The organism is Armatimonadota bacterium, assembly GCA_039679645.1.
Lineage (GTDB): Bacteria > Armatimonadota > UBA5829 > UBA5829 > UBA5829 > UBA5829.
The window spans coordinates 22,460-38,107 of the sequence record JBDKUO010000038.1; the positions used below are offsets into that span (position 1 = coordinate 22,460).

The window sequence follows — 15,648 nt, forward strand, 5'->3', positions numbered from 1 at the left end:
GCTCAGCTTTTATTCTTCCCTGATTATCATTTCATCGAAAGACTCAGCTATTTTCTTTCCCGGTTCTACATACAGAAAGTCATCTTCATTCCACTGTAAGCTGGTCAGCCTTTCGATAAGAGACATATTTCCTTCGATCTCGGCGTATTCCCAGCCCCGGCTGTCGGCGATATCCCTGGTAAACTTGCGATACGCCTCTATGTCGCCCAGTCCCATATTGATAAAAGCGGCTCGTGTATAATGCTGATACCACTGCTGCTCCTGCTCTATCAGATATTTTGCGTTGTCCTCGCCGTATTTTTCCAGGTATTGCCTGTATTTCTCTTCGTAGCTTCGCGCCTGCACATCGTCGATAAACCCCTGCTGCACGTCGCCTTCCTTAAAATCTATCCACCCGGGGCTGTAATAATATGTGCCCGGGTGCCCGGCGAACTCCTCGCTATAGCGTCCGCGCGAACCCAGAAACAGCGTGATGCAATCATGAGCGCGGGGGATAATAATAGGGATAGACCGCGCGACGATATCGGCTGTACCGCGGCTGCACAGCCCGTAGCCCAACGCGATAAGATCATATCCTAGGCCTTCGCACTCATCTACCTTGGATTGAATAGTTTTTCTTAGTTCATCGGGAGTGTTGTGCAGGCCGAACGGAAGGAGTTCGATGTCTATTGAATGCTGACTTTTAGCAGCCGCCAGTTTGATTTCATGGCTGAGAGCCTCACAGGCGATTATCTTAAGTTTCATTTTCCTCAACATATAAAAACGCAAGTTGCACAACTTGCTGTATTTCGGTTCTTCCACTTGAGTATACTTTATCGGATCGGCTTGGGCAAGGAATTCTTGTGCCTGTTGCAGGGTGAATGCATCTTGATCTTGATCTCTATCACGAAAACACGAAACGGAGAAAGCACGAAAATTGCAGAATCCCGCGGACTAGAAATTTGTTGCATCTTCAGATAAGAGTTAAACCTGCGTAATGCAGCCTTTCGTGATTGCATTTGATGCGATTGCCCTGGTGCCAGTCGACTGAGCCAGTCGACTGAGCACTGGACTAATTGTGCAGTATTTAGTAGAATACGATGGGTCTTGGATGCAAGGCCCTATGTGCTGTACGGACCTTGGAGGAAATCGAATATGGACGAACAGATGGTGCTCGATCAACTGATCCGCATGTCGCTTGAGATCGCCAAACCCGAACTTGATGCAGTAATCTTGGGTGAAGGAAATACATCGGCGAAGATAAGTGACGAAGCGTTCTTTGTGAAGGGCAGCGGAAAATATCTTGGGCGCTCAAGCGCTGATACATTTGTGAAAGTGGACCTTACGGGGGCGCTTGCAATGCTCGACGGACCGGACCTTACGGACGATCAGATCAAAGACGCCCTGTTCGACCTTCGCGCCGATAAATCCAACCCCCTCAAGCCCTCTGTAGAGACTACTTTTCATGGATACCTTTTAAGCCTGCCCGGAATCAATTTTGTGGCTCATACTCACCCGACTGCAGTCAATATGATCACCTGCTGCGTAAAGGGTAAAGAGATTGTAAAGAGCCGCATCTTCCCGGACGAAATAGTCTACTGCGGGATCGAGCCGGTCTGGATAGACTACGTCGATCCTGGCCTTACGCTCGGCCGCACTATCAGGATGCAGGTCACTAAGTTTCAGGATAAGCACGGATGCAATCCCAAGATGATCATGATGCAAAACCATGGTCTCATTGCAATAGGCAAGACCGCCCACGAGTGCGAAGCGATTACTGCTGAAGCGATCAAAGCTGCACGTGTGCTGCGCGGAGCCATGCAGTTCGGCGGAATCAAATATTTCACCGATGAGCAGGTCAACCGTATCTACACCAGACCGGATGAAGCATACAGACAACAACAATTCAAATAATTTAGTATATTGGATTTTAGATTGATTATTTTTTGTTATACCTCCAGGTATCCTACCTGGAGGAACAGAGAAGATAGGAAGAAGGCGCAATTATGAGCGATGTGATAAGCAAATACAAGGCTTTGGATTATAAACTGCCTGAGCAGAGCCTCGCATGGCGTATGCACGAGGCAGGAGTAGACAACTTTGGCAAAGACGGCACGGATACCCTTCCAGTGCCAAAACCGGGACCCGACGAGGTTCTCCTGCGGGTAGACACAATAGGAATCTGCTTCTCAGACGTTAAGCTGATTACCCAAGGTTCAAACCACCCCAGAATAACCGGTCGCGATCTGCAAAAAGAGCCGGTGACTCCGGGCCATGAGGTCTCGCTCACGGTGGTCGAGGCAGGCACAAATTATAAAGACAAATACAAGCCGGGCGACCGCTTTATTGTGCAGGCAGATGTTTACTATAAGGGCAAAAATATCGCCTTCGGTTATGCTCTGCCGGGTGGTATGGAGCAGTTTGTAACTGTCGGCGAGCCTGTATTAAACGGCGACGAGGGTTCGTATCTTATCCCCGTGAAGCCCGAGACCGGTTACGCTGAGGCTGCTCTGGTAGAGCCTTGGACCTGTGTGGTGGCATCTTATCGGATCAAGCCGAGAAAGAGTCTGCATCCTGGTGGAGTCACTTTAATCGTCGAGGTCGAAGGCGGCAACTGGGAACTGGGCGAATCGATATGCGCATGCGGCACTCCCGGTAAGATAATACTGGCGGGTGTAAGCGATCCTCTGAAGTCCAAGATCTGCGGATGCGGTGGATGCAGCGCCGAAGTTATTGAGATAGACAAGATCCTGCCGGAGCAGGTCAAGGCTCTCTCGCAGGAACGCACCGGCGATAAGGGTTTCAATGATGTAATCGTGCTTGGCACTCCAAGCCCTGAGCTTGCCGAAGCTCTGAGCGCATGCCTTGCTCATGAAGCCGTTATGGCTATCCTGGCAGATAAGCCGATAAGCAGGCCGCTGCAGGTGGATGTAGGCCGGGTCCATTACGACTACATCGACTACATTGGCGCAAAGTCCAACAAGGCCTCCGACGCTTACTCCAAGAGCCGCAACAGCGAGTTCACTGCCGGTGGAACGGCCTGGTTTATTGGCGCGGCGGGCCCTATGGGTCAGATGCACGTATTGCGAGCCGCTAAGATGGCCAACGGCCCCAAGAAGATCCTCTGCACGGATGTAGACAATGGTCGCTTGAATTACCTCAAATCCGGCGTCGCAGATGCGGTGAAAGCAAACGGCATCGAGATTGTCTTTTTGAACCCTATGGAAGCCGGACCGGATTCACAGACAAAGGCAATAGAAGAGATTACAGGCGGCAAGGGCTTTGACGATATAGTGGTGCTGGCGCCTGTATCTGCGCTCATCGCTGGAGCGGTTGGGCACTTGGCTGAGGACGGCCTTATGAATATCTTTGCGGGTGTGCCACGCGGGACTATCGCCACAATCGACCTGAGCGTTACTTACATGAACGGGTCCAGGTTTGTCGGATCGAGCGGTTCAAGACCGCAGGATATGGTGGATACGCTGGCTTATACCGAGTCAGGCGAGCTTCCCACTCGAAACTCAATGGCAGCGGTCGGCGGGATCGACGCGATGGCGGACGGCGTAAAGGCTGTAAAGGGAGCCAGCTTCCCTGGTAAGACAGTGATCTTTCCACAGATCAAGCTGCCGCTTACTGCTCTTACAGACCTGGACAAGGTGCTTCCAAACGTCTATGCCAATCTCAAGGACGGCACGTTCTGGACACCCGAAGCAGAGGAAGAACTGCTGAAGAGCAAGTTGGAGATATAATCAGTTTGTTGGTTGCCGAGCGAATAAATTCGCGGCAACAAAGACACGAAGTCGGCCTTCGCCGACTCTGTGAGTCCCCGTAGGGGGGACTTTGTGTAGTTGTGGCCGTGGTTTTAACCGCAGGGTAATATATACATTAAGAAAGGCAATTACAATGTGTGAAGCAAGGTTCAATAAAAAGATCGTCCTGGTCACAGGTGGCGCGCAGGGCCTTGGTGAGGCCATAAGCAAGAGATTTGCCGGTGAAGGCGCAACGGTGCTTGTAGCCGATATCAACGAAGACGGCGCAAAGGCGACAGCCGAGAACATCGCCAAGGAGTTTGGCGTAAAGACCCAGGGCATTAAGATGAACGTCACTGACGACTTCGAGGTCCACTCCAGCCTGGAGATGATCGAAAAAGACTTCGGTCGGCTCGACGTGCTTGTCTCCAACGCGGGAATTCTCAAGGCTCACGCTATAGAGGAGTTCCCCGTCAGCGAGTGGAGAATGGTGATGGAGGTCAACCTGGTCGGATATATGATCTGCGCAAAGCATGCCTGCCAGATTATGATGAAGCAAAAGAGCGGAAATATAGTGCAGGTCAATTCCAAGTCCGGTAAAAAAGGCTCGTTCCGCAACTCGGCTTATGCAGCCAGCAAGTTTGGCGGCATCGGTCTTACCCAGAGCCTTGCGCTGGAAATGGCTCCTTACGGCGTGCGTGTGAACTCAGTCTGCCCCGGCAACCTGCTCGAAGGCACTCTCTGGCAAAACAGCCTCTTTAAGCAGTATTCCGAAACTCAGGGTATCTCGATTGAGGAAGTCAAGAAGAAATATATGGATCAGGTCCCTCTAGGGCGAAGCTGCACCTATGATGACATAACCAATGTAGTCACCTTCCTTGCCTCGGACCAGGCAAGCTATATGACCGGCCAGGCGATCAACGTCACTGGCGGTCAGGAGATGAGATAATCGAAGATGAAAGTTAGACGCTATCCCGAAAACCCGCTGATAAAACCATCGGATGTGAAGCCGTCGCAGCCGGACTATGAAGTCCTGTGCGCATTCAACGCAGGTGTGATCGAACATGACGGTGAGATCATTCTGCTTATGCGCGTGGCCGAAAGGCCGGTCAGTCATGACCCGGACCTGGTGCTGGTTCCAGTCGTCGATTTTGAAAGCGGCACAGCCGAGTTAAAGACTCTTACATTCAGCAGGAAAGATGAAGGAATCAATCTGGATGACCCGCGGATTGTGACATTTCCGGCCAAGGACAAGTTGTATCTTACCTCGCTCTCGCACCTGAGGGTTGCCCGCAGCAAGGATGGCGTTCACTTCACTGTGGACGAAAAGCCCGCCCTCTTTCCCGACCAGGAATATGAGACCTATGGGATCGAAGACCCAAGAATCACCAGGCTGGACGATACATATTATGTGGTCTACAAAGGTGTTGCATCGACTGGAATTACTCAGTGCCTTGCCAGCACAAAGGATTTCGTGACCTGGGAAAAGCACGGGATCATTCTCGTTCCCGCAAATATGGACGGTCTGCTTTTTCCATCAAAGATACGCGGCAAATATGCTCTGATCAATCGACCGTTTCCGGTTTGTATGGGCATGCCCAATATGTGGATGGCTTACTCGGATGATCTCATTCACTGGGGCGAACACAAGTTGATGCTCACCTGCACTGAGGGCACCTGGGAAGGCGGCAGACTCGGCGGCGGCGCGGTTCCGTTTATGACCGAACGCGGCTGGCTGGAGATCTATCATGCGGCCACTCCGGGTGATCGTTATTGCCTGGGCGCTATGTTGATGGACAAGGACTATCCGGAGAAGGTACTTGCAAAAAGTCCCGCTCCCATTCTGGAGCCTGAGGCCCCATATGAAGTGAACGGATTTAAGGGCAATGTCGTCTTCACCTGCGGCGCAATCGTGCGTGGAGATACTGTGACGGTCTACTACGGCGCAGCCGACGAGACCATGTGCGCGGTTGATTTGAGCATACAGGAGATTTTAGCGAGCCTGACTCCTGCATGTTGAGCGGACCTTACCAGGCGGTCTGATATCCAAGTCCGCCTGGAGTTATTGTGACGTGACTGCCGGTGAACCTCTGGGCTGCAAAGTGGCCTATGAGGGCACCGGCAATAATGTCTCTCCACCTGTGATCCCTCTCCTCCACACGCGACCACCCGACCGCAGCGGCAGTGCCGTATGCGAACCACTTGATATCAGGCTGGTAATTTACAAGTGTGGTTGCCATGGCAAACGACCCGGCAGTGTGCGCGCTGGGAAAGCTGTCATCTCCATCATCTTTAAGTCGTTTCTCGTGAACCGTGAGCTTTAGAGTCTCCGTAATTGCCCCGGTTGCAAAAAGCGCTTTTAACCCATTGATGGCTTCCTGCCTGCCACTGGAGTGATATAAACTAAGCTCTCCGGCCAATATAAATGGTCCGGTGAGGTCGGAGACTACACTGGCGGCGCTGCTGCCAGCATATGCCGGTAAAGCGCATAGTATTATTACGAGCGCGCATACTGCTTTCAAAGATATGATCGGTTTCATATCCTCTCTTTCTTTCCCGTTATCAGATAAGATTCTACACGCGGTAAAGCTATTCCTCTTGGCGAGGATGTCGGCCGGGCATGCAATCAGAGATGAGGAAAAAAGAGGCTATTTACCGGAAGTGCTGTTGTCTGAGCAAGCCGCAATAATACATGCCGCGATAAGAGCAACCAGAGTCTGGCTTAAATGCTCGCCGCTGTCAGTGCCATGATACTTGCCATCATCCATGTGTGTGGGGAAGACTTTTTGTTCGTTGGTAATGAACCCAGTAATTGAGAGTGCGTGCTCTGTATCTGGAGCAATTGCGCCAAGCGCCCCCAAAAACTCCGGCGAATCGACTCCGTGAAGTCCGGCGATTGCCGCCATCGTCCCTGCCATAAGCGGAACTTCTACAGCAGGATTGAAATCCCTGTGGGGCAGCAGGTCCGCAAGAACATGTGATACAATTCCTGCGGTAAACGATCCTGGCTTATTCTTAATAAGTGATCCGATCGCTGCGCCGATCAAGGCATGGACCGCCCCGCTCATTTTATTTTACCCCGCAGAGCTGTTTATATATTGAAACGACCCTACGCACATAGTTCTGAGTCTCTTTATATGGAGGCACTCCGCCATGCTTTTTGACTGCGCCCGGACCGGCATTATAGGCAGCCAATGCGACAGCAAGATCATTCCAGGTAAGCTCAGACCACATTTTACCGCCGACCATCCTATCGACCATACTTCTAATATATCTAACAGACCCGTAGATATTTTCGACCGGGTCATACGCGTTGTTAACACCAAGACCCGCCGCTGTGCCCGGCATAAGCTGCCCCAATCCCTGAGCGCCGCATGGAGAAGTCGCATTTATCCTGAAGTGCGATTCGGCAAGGATCACCGCGCATACCAGCCTGGGGTCTACTTGATACTTCATGCCGAAACCGACGACACTGCGGGCGATTTTATCTGCTTCTGCTTCTGAAAGTTTTTTGTTGAAGCCCTTGATGGCATTTTTGTAAGCGGCAATAAACTCTTCGGCAGTCAACTGCTTGCCGCCTTGTAAGCTCTTTTTCTTATCCGGCTTTGCATTAGTTCTGGCTCTAGCCTCTTCTGCTTTCACAATCTTTGCTTCTGCAGCTTTTCTTTCGGCTTCGTCATGCCTTTTCAAATCGACATCATATGCGCAGGCGACAAGCCGTAAATCCGAGAGCGAATGGGTGGACCTTTCTCCTATCCGCACCAGACATGCAAGTTCGATCGGCGGGTTTTCAGACGGCAGACTGTTTGCGCTTATGATAAACGAGCCGTTTTCTCGTGTTGAGAGGATAATACTGCTGCCGTTTGAGTTTGTTGAATATCCGGACACTGTGCCCCTGATCTCGAACACCTTGCCCAAATATGAGCCGGAATCCGCACGTAAAGCCGATAACGGCAGCTTGGTAAGCAGTTTCTTTCGCAGCGACAAATACTCTTTTACCGATATGGGTTCGTCGGCAAAAGCCGCTGTGGAAACGACAATCAAAAGAGGAATTATAAAGATTAAACGCAGTCTCAAGCCGATATCTCCCGGCAAAAAGCTCTGTATTTAGTATACCATACAATGCCCCAGCCCCAAAAATAGGGATAATCGAGAATGACAAAAAACCCTGGAATGAGGTATAATTTATCGAGCAAAGTTGTGCAATCACTTGCCAAAGTGTATTACTGTGCTCAGATTGAACGCGTGGAGAGGTGCCAGAGCGGTTTAATGGAACGGTCTTGAAAACCGTCGTGGTGCAAGCCACCCAGGGTTCGAATCCCTGCCTCTCCGCCATAATATGAGCGTGAAATAAGCCTCTGCAAGCATTCTGCAGGGGCTTTAGTTTGTTTTTGGCATTATGGGCGGGGAAGATAATGCCAAACCGGCAACCCCTGTCAGTCTCATATGATATACTACCTTAAGTCTACAATAATAGGATGGAACCATATGAATAGTGGGGAGCACACATTCAACGGATTTTTTCCAAAAACGCTAGAGTTTTTATGTAACCTAAAAGCGAATAACAACAAAGAGTGGTTTGAAGCTCATAAACAAGAATACCAAGAATATCTACTTGTACCGTTGCAGAATTTAGCCGCCGATTTAAGCGCAGACATGCTGGCAATAGACTCTCTTCTCGTAGTTGGTCCGAAGACTGTTTCCAGAATCTATCGAGATACAAGGTTTTCCGGCAACAAAGGCCCTTACAAGACAACAATGTGGTTGACTTTTAAGAGACCGCGTCAAGACTGGATGGATGCTCCAGCATACTTCTTTGAAATAGCCCCTTCATCTTATCGTTATGGTATGGGTTTCTACAGTGCATCGCCGGATACAATGCGCAAATTCCGAGAGATGATAGATGAAAAAGAAGAAGAATTTCAAGAAGCAATTTCGTTTTATCCAAAGCAAAAAACCTTTGCCATAGAGGGAGAAATATACAAAAGGATTATTAACGAATCAAAATCTAGAGAAATTCAAGATTGGTATCAAAGGAGAAATCTTTACCTGGTTTGCAATAGAAAAATCGACAGACTAATATTCAGCGGCGAGTTAGCTGAAGACATGATTTCAGGGTTCAACACCATAGCTCCTTTATATCGCTATCTTCTAAAACTGCGAAATAGTTAATCTGTATAGATACAAAAGAGAATTTGCTGCCAAAGAAAACCTCAAATAGTTCTTTTCGCTTCCGTTTCAAGGCGATGCGGGCTTTTTCTACTTGCGGTTTAACGCTTGATTCAGTTTGACAAGTCCGTAAGCCAACCTGGGACCCGGCCGCACCAATAGATCGTTGTCGATTACAAATACACGCCCATGCTTTGCCGCCGAGGTCTGCTTCCACGCAGGGTCTGTAAGGAAGTAATGCGCGTCCTGCTTTTGACCTGTGATTATTACATCAGGGTTGCGTGAGACGGCAAGCTCTTTTGAAAACGTTACAAAGCCGGGGCGTGCGTCATGCGCTATGTTTGTTGCATGCGCAAGCCCGATCATTTCATCAACGAAGGTTTTCGGTCCGGCGGCCCAAAGCGGATTTGCCTGGATCACGACCAGCACTCTTTCTGACTTTTGCTTTAATCGGCTCGATTTGACTGCAGCAATCTTGCGCTTCATCTTTAGCACAATTGACTCTGCTGTCTTTGGGCGGCCGGTAATCCTGCCTATTGTGCGGATATCCCGCATTACTTGATCTATTGTCTTGGGGTCGACAGCGAAGACTTTAAGCCCGAGCTTTTCAAGCCGGGTGATCACGCCGGCATTGATATACGAATGCGCAATTACCAGATCGGGCCTCAAAGCCAGTACAGACTCCGCGCTTATGTTCATGTCGCCGACTTTTGGTTTGCTGGCAGCTTCAGGGGGGTAGTCGCAGTATTTGGTCACCCCGACTACTCTACGATTGAGACCCAGCGCATAGAGAATCTCGGTATTGCTGGGGGCAATCGAGACTATGCGCATGGGCTTTGTCTTGAGCGTGATGACCTTACCTCTGGCGTCTTTCACCTTCATAGGGTAACCGGCATACGCCGCTGTCGAGAGCGCGAGCAGACAGGCAAATATTATAATAACTGAGCTTTTTTTCAACATCGGTGTCCTCTTATTTCGGCGTGGCGAGCTTAATCAGGTCGGACACTTCTTTCTTCGTCAGAAACCTGTATTGACCCTCACGCAAGCCTTTGAGATCGAGTGAGCCGAGCCTGGCACGCGCAAGCTTGATCACTTTATGGCCGACAGCCGACAGCATCCGCCTGACCTGTCGTTTTCTGCCCTCATGAATGGTGATCTCTACAGTGCTGGTATTCGATGCGTCCGAGTGCGAGAGGAGCACGGCTCTTGCGGGAGCGGTCTTGCCGTCCTCAAGATCGACGCCTATCCTCAGTTGCCTGAGCTCATCGGGGGTCATTTTGCCGCGAACCTCGGCTACATATACTTTATTGACCTCATGCGACGGATGTGTCATAAGATGAGCAAAATCGCCGTCGTTGGTGAGGATCATCAGCCCGGATGTGTCTACATCCAGCCTGCCGACAGGATACAGATACGCATCTATCGCATCCACGAGCTCGACGACTGTGTTCTTAGCGAACTTATCGAACCGGGTGCTTGTGTATCCGACCGGCTTGTTGAGCAGTATATAGAGCCTCTCTTGACTCGGGTCTATAAGGCTGCCGTCGAGGCTTATCTTATCTATTTCGGGATCGGCCTTTGCGCCGAGTTGGCTGACGACCTCGCCGTTTACAGATACTCTACCTGTAACGATTAAAGTCTCGCAGTGACGCCGTGACCCTACGCCTGCGGCGGCGAGTATTTTTTGTAATCGCTGTTCCATATTTTCCACCCACCACCAAACACGCAAGGATAAGTCCACTCGTCCGGGCAAAGCCCCAGAACCTGCGCGCTGCGCTGATTTCTATATTGCCGGCTGCATGAAGATCAATGCTTCCGGCGTTATGACCGTTTACACAGGCAACCAGCTTGCCGAGTTTATCGCCATGGCTGATCGGAGCTTCTATTGGTTTTATGTTTAGTTTAGTCGAGATCTTTGCCCCGGTCTTGGGAACGACTACTCTAAAATCGCTCACAGTGTGAAGTGAAACGGTTTTCTGTGCCCCCCCGCCGACCGGCGCATGTCCGCATACATCGCTCGCCCTGGTGACACTTATTGGCATGTAATTGGCAAAGGCGTAGTCCATCATTGCTGCAGTGTCACGTCCCGCGTTATCGCTCTTTAGCACTGCCGAGACCAGCCGCCAGCCGTTTCTGGTTGCGCTGCCGACATAGCAGTGGCCGGCCTGCTTAATATAACCTGACTTGATGCCGTCCGCGCCATAGTAGTCCTTCATAAACCTGCTTCGGCTGAAGACGACAAGGTCCTTTTTATTTATCGTTCGTGAAGTGAGGGCGTATTTGCGAGCGTTCACTACATCGTTAAATACAGGATATCTCATGGCATATCTTGCCATCAGGCAGAGGTCATAGGCAGATGAGTAATGCCCTTTGGCGTACAGGCCGTTCGGCGTTACGAAATGTGTATCCTTGCAGCCGATCTCACGTGCTTTTTTGTTCATCATAGCTGCGAATTTGGATGTGCTTCCGGCCACATGCTCGGCTGCCGCGACAGCCGCATCATTGGCTGAACGGATCATCATGCCGTAGAGCAGGTCCCTGACTGTGATCTTCTCGCCGGGCTTCAGATGGATCGAAGTAAACGGGGTCTTGCTAACCTTTTTGCTTGCGGTTATGATATCGTCCATCTTGCACTTCTCGATCAGCAGGATGGCCGTCATTATCTTTGTGGTGCTGGCATTGGGCCTGCGCAGATGCGCGTTCTTTGAGTAGAGGACAATGCCGGTCTGCGGGTCCATCAGCACAGCACTAACCGCGTTTACTGTCGGCTTAGCCGCAAGAGCGGACCTTACCGCCGGAATATCGGCAACGTGCTGTGACTGGCCGTCATCCAGTTGCAGTGTGATAGTGCCGCTCTCCGCATATATTGCAGAGGAGCAGACGGACAACATTATAATAGATAAAACCGCCCATATGCGGCGGGTTGACATCATGTGCATAACAATCATAGAAGCTTGCGCTTCATATTACTCCTCAGTTTCTTTGCAATCATTATACCTGCCGAGTTCCTCTTCGATATCTTCTACCGAAGGCAGTGAGCCTTTCAACTCGTTCGGCAAGGATTCCGTTAGTTCAAACCCTGCAATACCCATGGGTTTGCCGACATCCCTCAGCGCGTATTCCACCACTATCTTTTCCCTGTTCTTACACAGGATTATGCCTATACTCGGCTGGTCGTCAGCATGTCTGAGAATATCATCGACTGCTGATAGATAAAAGTTCATCTTTCCTGCGTACTCGGGCTGAAATGCCCCTATCTTCAGCTCGACGACAACATAGCACCGCAAATGCAGATGATAAAACAGCAGATCAATATAAAAGTCCTGATTGCCGACCTCGATATGATATTCACTGCCGACAAGGGCGAACCCGGCTCCCAGTTCAAGGAGGAAAGACCTTACATGCAGAAGCAGAGCTTTCTGAAGATCACGCTCTGTGTAGTCATCCCCGAGGCTGAGAAAGTCGAAATTATATGGGTCTTTGAGTATCTGCTGTGCCAGTTCGGATTGCGGTGCAGGCAGCGCAACACTGAAATTGCTTATTGCACGTCCCTGGCGCTCAAAGAGTCGGCTTTCAATCTGGCAGACAAGTACATTTCGACTCCAGCCATGCTCTATGGCGCGACGAACTTACCATTCACGTTCAGATGGGTCCTTAACATAGTCCAAAATCCGAACATTATGGCCCCAAGGAATTTGTGCAACAACTTGTTGCACAAATATAATGTCCGGCCATGCTTGGGCAAAAGCTCGCATATATTTTAGATTCCGGGACGAGAAACCCTTCATCTCCGGAAATGCCGCACGCAGGTCATGCGCGAGACGATCTATAATCTTTGTGCCCCAACCTTGATCTTGCTGCCTATTTAGTATATCTTTTCCTATTTGCCAATAGAGTAGAACGAGTTCTTGATTTACTGCCAGTGCCGCGCGTATGCGGGCGCTGTGGATTCGCTCCTTGATATCCCTAAAGAACCCCTCGTAACCCTCTACCGCAGGAAGCAGGTCGTCAGCCATCAGATTTCTCTGGTTCGCTCGCTGTAGAAGTATCGGCATTATCCTGGCTAAAGAGCTCTCTTTGAGCCTCCAGAGCCTTTACTTCCTCTACTGCTAGCATGTCGATATCCGGCAGTTCGGATATGTCGTTAAGCCCGAAATACTCCAAAAACTCAGGAGTGGTCGCGTATAATATCGGCCTGCCGGGGGTCTGCTTGCGCCCTGCTTCCTTGACCAGACCGCGCTCCATCAGTGTTTTCATTACCCCACCTACAGCAACTCCACGCACTGCTTCGATCTCGGGCATGGTGGCTGGTTGCCGATACGCCGTTACCGCCAGAGTTTCCAAGGCTGCCTTGGAAAGCTTGCGTTTTGCAGGCTGAAGAATAAGCGCACAGTAGTCGGCATACTCGGGTTTGGTGCAAAGCTGATAGCCTCCGGCGATCTTCATAAGCTGCAGTCCTCGGCTGTCGAGGTCCGATTCGAGTGACCTGATAGCTTCTTCGATCCTGGATTCATCCAGTTCGAGCGTGCTTGCGAGCTGCTTTGCGCCAAGAGGTTCATTCGAGACAAAGAGCATGCATTCGATCACGCTCTTGAGCTTGCCGTTTTTGTGCGGAGGAACTTCTTCGACTTCGTCTTCCGATTCATCTGAGGTAGTGTCGCCGTCGATAAGAGCTGCTGCCGACTCGATATCCTCTTGAGTCTGCTCTGGCTCCTCGCGTTTCTTGGACGGCCTGCGCGAAAACAGCGCTGCCAGCCCGCGCCCCTTCTTAGGCTGCTCGTCATCCCGGACCACCGCGACACCCGTCACGGCATCGGAAAGCTCGGCGACAGTCACTTCGGCTACCGGCTGGGTAGATACGACTTCCCCGATCTCGGATTCAAGCTCTTCAAGTGTTGTGTCTCTATCGTCCATTTGACTCCATCGTGATGATCTCAATAGGCGAAAATGCTGTTTTCTGCTTGACTTTTACAATACGGGATTTCAATAGCTCAAGCAGTGCCAGGAACGTGATTACCACTTCAATACGGTTAATCGAATCGTCGAACAAATCTTCAAACTTAAGTTGCCCAGCAGCTTCAGCCAGTTTGCGCTGAATCTCGCGCATGCGCATACGCACGGTGATTTTGCGCTTCTGGATGCTTGTGACTTCTTCCTCACCAACATCGGCAAGTATGCGCTGCAAGACGGAGAGCAAGTCAACGGCGGTGATGTTCTCGAGATCGAAGGTGGGCTTGAGTTCAAATGAAAGCTCAGTTGCTCCCCTCACAAATACCCTTGCGCGCTGCTCTTCGCGCTCCTTAAATATCTCAGCCGCGCTCTTAAACTTTTCGTATTCTATCAGCCGCTCGACAAGTTCGAGTCTGGGATCGATCTGTTCTTCTTCAGATTCGGACTCATTTTTCGGGTCTTCAGGCAGCAGCATTCTTGATTTGATCTCAATCAGTGTTGCCGCCATTACGAGCCACTCGCCCGCCAGTTCGAGGTCAAGCGATTCCATTAGGGATAAATACGCCAGATACTGCTCGCATACCTTTGCAATGGGGATGTCGTAGATATCTATCTGGTTCTCGCGGATCAGGTGCAGCAGCAGATCGAGCGGTCCCTCGAATGCCGGGAGAGTTATGTTATAGGGGCTTTTCTGGGTCTGCGCTATATCCACCACAAATCTCCCTCACCTGAAAGTCATCACTAATAGGATATCGCATAATTGCGTTTAGCTCAAGGGTTTTGTAATAAAGGCAATTGCGATAACCGCAAATGCTTTTTTTGTCAGATATTGACAGTGCAGTCGAGCTGACATATAATGACAGCGTAGTTCATCACTTAGCCATGATGGTGGACGATGCCGCGCCTTAAGGATGAAATTAGAGGGTCAGGTTTCTCTATAATAGAACTACTGCTTGTCTGCGCGGTGTTTGCGATCCTCGCGCAAATTCTGCTGCCCCTCTTTTCGCAGGCAAGAAGAATTGCATATCGCACACAATGCGCCAGCAACCTCAGGCAGTTCGCCGGGGCGTTTATGGCCTACACTCAAGACTGGAGCGACTATTGGCCTTGTCCGGGCGGCTTGAGGGGTGACCATACTTATTGGGCACAGACAGGCAACGGCGGCCTTCAAAGCTATCTCCCACAGCGCGGGGTCAAGTCGGTATGGTGCTGCCCGATGCTTGACGGCTGGAACGGCAAGTATTCTCCACGCAGTTATTCAATGAACTCATACCTGCGCACTCCTGCCGATGCCGAATACCCTGCATGTTGCGCATACCGCTGCGGTATACGCTCCGGGCTGATACCCAGAAGCGCCAAAACAATTCTCCTATATGAGGGGTGCAATATTGCAAATGATGAAGACAAAGATCTTGACTATATCTACCGCTGCGCCAACTGGTTCTACGTAAGCGGCTATGTCCAAAAAAACAAGCTGACGAAAGAGCTTGATCACCCATGGCATGGACAATACAATAATTATCTGTATTGCGACGGGCATGTAATTGCGCGTAAGCCCGGGCGTTGGACTATCAGCCAGTTTTCTACATATTCTGAGATGTATGAGTGGTATGTGGATAAAGCCGCTTATGAGGTGAGGTTTAATACGTACTGGTCAAAAAAGGTTCCCCGCGACGGGTGCGTGTCAAATCTACGGAATTTTAATAGGTAAAAGATGAGGCTGCTGGCATGAAAATGGACGGTCAACGCCGAATTCATTTTTGTGAGAAAATAAAGGAGGCGAGCCACAATCATGCCAGCA

The 15,648-nt window shown here is 50.4% G+C and carries 15 protein-coding genes, 1 tRNA gene and 1 pseudogene; 7 read left to right on the forward strand and 10 right to left on the reverse strand.

Annotated elements, in window-relative coordinates; genetic code table 11:
* Window positions 1–9: 9 nt before the first annotated feature.
* Entirely contained in the window at window positions 10–744 is a 735-nt protein-coding gene (locus ABFD83_07810) for a DUF1638 domain-containing protein (protein ID MEN6356974.1), read from the reverse strand.
* Between the two features lie 390 nt (window positions 745–1,134).
* Between ABFD83_07810 and ABFD83_07815 the strand changes: the two genes are divergently transcribed.
* From ABFD83_07815 to ABFD83_07830, 4 genes are all read left to right on the forward strand, one after another.
* Complete coding sequence (locus ABFD83_07815) at window positions 1,135–1,893, forward strand: class II aldolase/adducin family protein (GenBank protein MEN6356975.1); 759 nt, start codon at window positions 1,135–1,137, stop codon at window positions 1,891–1,893.
* A 92-nt stretch (window positions 1,894–1,985) separates the two neighbouring features.
* On the forward strand, window positions 1,986–3,728 hold the full coding sequence (locus tag ABFD83_07820) for an alcohol dehydrogenase catalytic domain-containing protein (GenBank protein MEN6356976.1): 1,743 nt from the start codon (window positions 1,986–1,988) through the stop codon (window positions 3,726–3,728).
* Between the two features lie 154 nt (window positions 3,729–3,882).
* Complete coding sequence (gene srlD, locus ABFD83_07825; GenBank protein MEN6356977.1) at window positions 3,883–4,677, forward strand: sorbitol-6-phosphate dehydrogenase; 795 nt, start codon at window positions 3,883–3,885, stop codon at window positions 4,675–4,677.
* A gap of 6 nt (window positions 4,678–4,683) precedes the next feature.
* Entirely contained in the window at window positions 4,684–5,748 is a 1,065-nt protein-coding gene (locus ABFD83_07830) for a glycoside hydrolase family 130 protein (GenBank protein ID MEN6356978.1), read from the forward strand.
* A 7-nt stretch (window positions 5,749–5,755) separates the two neighbouring features.
* On the opposite strand, the gene ABFD83_07835 is transcribed toward ABFD83_07830, so the two are convergent.
* The 3 genes from ABFD83_07835 to ABFD83_07845 form a co-directional block, all read right to left on the reverse strand.
* Window positions 5,756–6,268: a phosphatase PAP2 family protein gene (locus ABFD83_07835; GenBank protein MEN6356979.1), complete on the reverse strand. Its 513-nt coding sequence runs from the start codon at window positions 6,266–6,268 to the stop codon at window positions 5,756–5,758.
* Window positions 6,269–6,376: 108 nt separating this feature from the next.
* Window positions 6,377–6,796 carry a hypothetical protein gene (locus tag ABFD83_07840; GenBank protein MEN6356980.1) on the reverse strand — a complete coding sequence of 140 codons (420 nt, stop codon included), beginning with the start codon at window positions 6,794–6,796 and terminating at the stop codon, window positions 6,377–6,379.
* A gap of 1 nt (window position 6,797) precedes the next feature.
* Entirely contained in the window at window positions 6,798–7,805 is a 1,008-nt protein-coding gene (locus ABFD83_07845) for a lytic transglycosylase domain-containing protein (GenBank protein MEN6356981.1), read from the reverse strand.
* Window positions 7,806–7,975: 170 nt separating this feature from the next.
* Here ABFD83_07845 and ABFD83_07850 point away from each other — a divergent pair.
* Together ABFD83_07850 and ABFD83_07855 are read left to right on the forward strand one after the other, a co-directional pair.
* Window positions 7,976–8,063 (forward strand) — tRNA-Ser (locus ABFD83_07850).
* A gap of 153 nt (window positions 8,064–8,216) precedes the next feature.
* Window positions 8,217–8,900, forward strand: coding sequence for a DUF2461 domain-containing protein (locus ABFD83_07855; protein MEN6356982.1), 684 nt, complete (start codon window positions 8,217–8,219; stop codon window positions 8,898–8,900).
* Between the two features lie 87 nt (window positions 8,901–8,987).
* On the opposite strand, the gene ABFD83_07860 is transcribed toward ABFD83_07855, so the two are convergent.
* The 6 genes and pseudogenes from ABFD83_07860 to ABFD83_07885 form a co-directional block, all read right to left on the reverse strand.
* The gene (locus tag ABFD83_07860) at window positions 8,988–9,857 is read right to left on the reverse strand and encodes a cobalamin-binding protein (GenBank protein MEN6356983.1); all 870 of its coding nucleotides are present in this window, start codon (window positions 9,855–9,857) and stop codon (window positions 8,988–8,990) included.
* A gap of 10 nt (window positions 9,858–9,867) precedes the next feature.
* Window positions 9,868–10,599 (reverse strand): pseudouridine synthase, encoded by a 732-nt coding sequence (locus ABFD83_07865; protein ID MEN6356984.1) that lies wholly within the window; start codon window positions 10,597–10,599, stop codon window positions 9,868–9,870.
* Window positions 10,517–11,788 (reverse strand): D-alanyl-D-alanine carboxypeptidase family protein, encoded by a 1,272-nt coding sequence (locus ABFD83_07870; GenBank protein ID MEN6356985.1) that lies wholly within the window; start codon window positions 11,786–11,788, stop codon window positions 10,517–10,519. Before ABFD83_07870 ends, ABFD83_07865 begins: the two co-directional genes overlap by 83 nt.
* Before the next feature lie 75 nt (window positions 11,789–11,863).
* Window positions 11,864–12,913 (reverse strand): annotated as a pseudogene (locus ABFD83_07875) (PDDEXK nuclease domain-containing protein).
* A complete protein-coding gene (gene scpB / locus ABFD83_07880; GenBank protein ID MEN6356986.1) occupies window positions 12,906–13,811 on the reverse strand; it encodes an SMC-Scp complex subunit ScpB in 906 nt (301 codons plus the stop codon). Before scpB ends, ABFD83_07875 begins: the two are co-directional and overlap by 8 nt.
* A complete protein-coding gene (locus ABFD83_07885; GenBank protein ID MEN6356987.1) occupies window positions 13,801–14,559 on the reverse strand; it encodes a segregation/condensation protein A in 759 nt (252 codons plus the stop codon). Before ABFD83_07885 ends, scpB begins: the two co-directional genes overlap by 11 nt.
* Window positions 14,560–14,742: 183 nt before the next feature.
* On the opposite strand from ABFD83_07885, the gene ABFD83_07890 reads away from it, so the two are divergent.
* Window positions 14,743–15,558 (forward strand): type II secretion system protein, encoded by an 816-nt coding sequence (locus tag ABFD83_07890; GenBank protein ID MEN6356988.1) that lies wholly within the window; start codon window positions 14,743–14,745, stop codon window positions 15,556–15,558.
* Window positions 15,559–15,648: the final 90 nt, after the last annotated feature.

What these genes read in the sequence shown, in the direction of transcription:
- ABFD83_07835 (MEN6356979.1), bottom strand. Translation starts at nt 6,268, where the DNA reads ATGAAACCGATCATATCTTTGAAAGCAGTATGCGCGCTCGTAATAATA.
- ABFD83_07810 (MEN6356974.1), bottom strand. Translation starts at nt 744, where the DNA reads ATGAAACTTAAGATAATCGCCTGTGAGGCTCTCAGCCATGAAATCAAA.
- ABFD83_07890 (MEN6356988.1), top strand. Translation starts at nt 14,743, where the DNA reads ATGCCGCGCCTTAAGGATGAAATTAGAGGGTCAGGTTTCTCTATAATA.
- ABFD83_07870 (MEN6356985.1), bottom strand. Translation starts at nt 11,788, where the DNA reads ATGTTGTCCGTCTGCTCCTCTGCAATATATGCGGAGAGCGGCACTATC.
- ABFD83_07815 (MEN6356975.1), top strand. Translation starts at nt 1,135, where the DNA reads ATGGACGAACAGATGGTGCTCGATCAACTGATCCGCATGTCGCTTGAG.
- ABFD83_07855 (MEN6356982.1), top strand. Translation starts at nt 8,217, where the DNA reads ATGAATAGTGGGGAGCACACATTCAACGGATTTTTTCCAAAAACGCTA.
- scpB (MEN6356986.1), bottom strand. Translation starts at nt 13,811, where the DNA reads ATGGACGATAGAGACACAACACTTGAAGAGCTTGAATCCGAGATCGGG.
- ABFD83_07860 (MEN6356983.1), bottom strand. Translation starts at nt 9,857, where the DNA reads ATGTTGAAAAAAAGCTCAGTTATTATAATATTTGCCTGTCTGCTCGCG.
- ABFD83_07840 (MEN6356980.1), bottom strand. Translation starts at nt 6,796, where the DNA reads ATGAGCGGGGCGGTCCATGCCTTGATCGGCGCAGCGATCGGATCACTT.
- ABFD83_07820 (MEN6356976.1), top strand. Translation starts at nt 1,986, where the DNA reads ATGAGCGATGTGATAAGCAAATACAAGGCTTTGGATTATAAACTGCCT.
- ABFD83_07830 (MEN6356978.1), top strand. Translation starts at nt 4,684, where the DNA reads ATGAAAGTTAGACGCTATCCCGAAAACCCGCTGATAAAACCATCGGAT.
- ABFD83_07865 (MEN6356984.1), bottom strand. Translation starts at nt 10,599, where the DNA reads ATGGAACAGCGATTACAAAAAATACTCGCCGCCGCAGGCGTAGGGTCA.
- srlD (MEN6356977.1), top strand. Translation starts at nt 3,883, where the DNA reads ATGTGTGAAGCAAGGTTCAATAAAAAGATCGTCCTGGTCACAGGTGGC.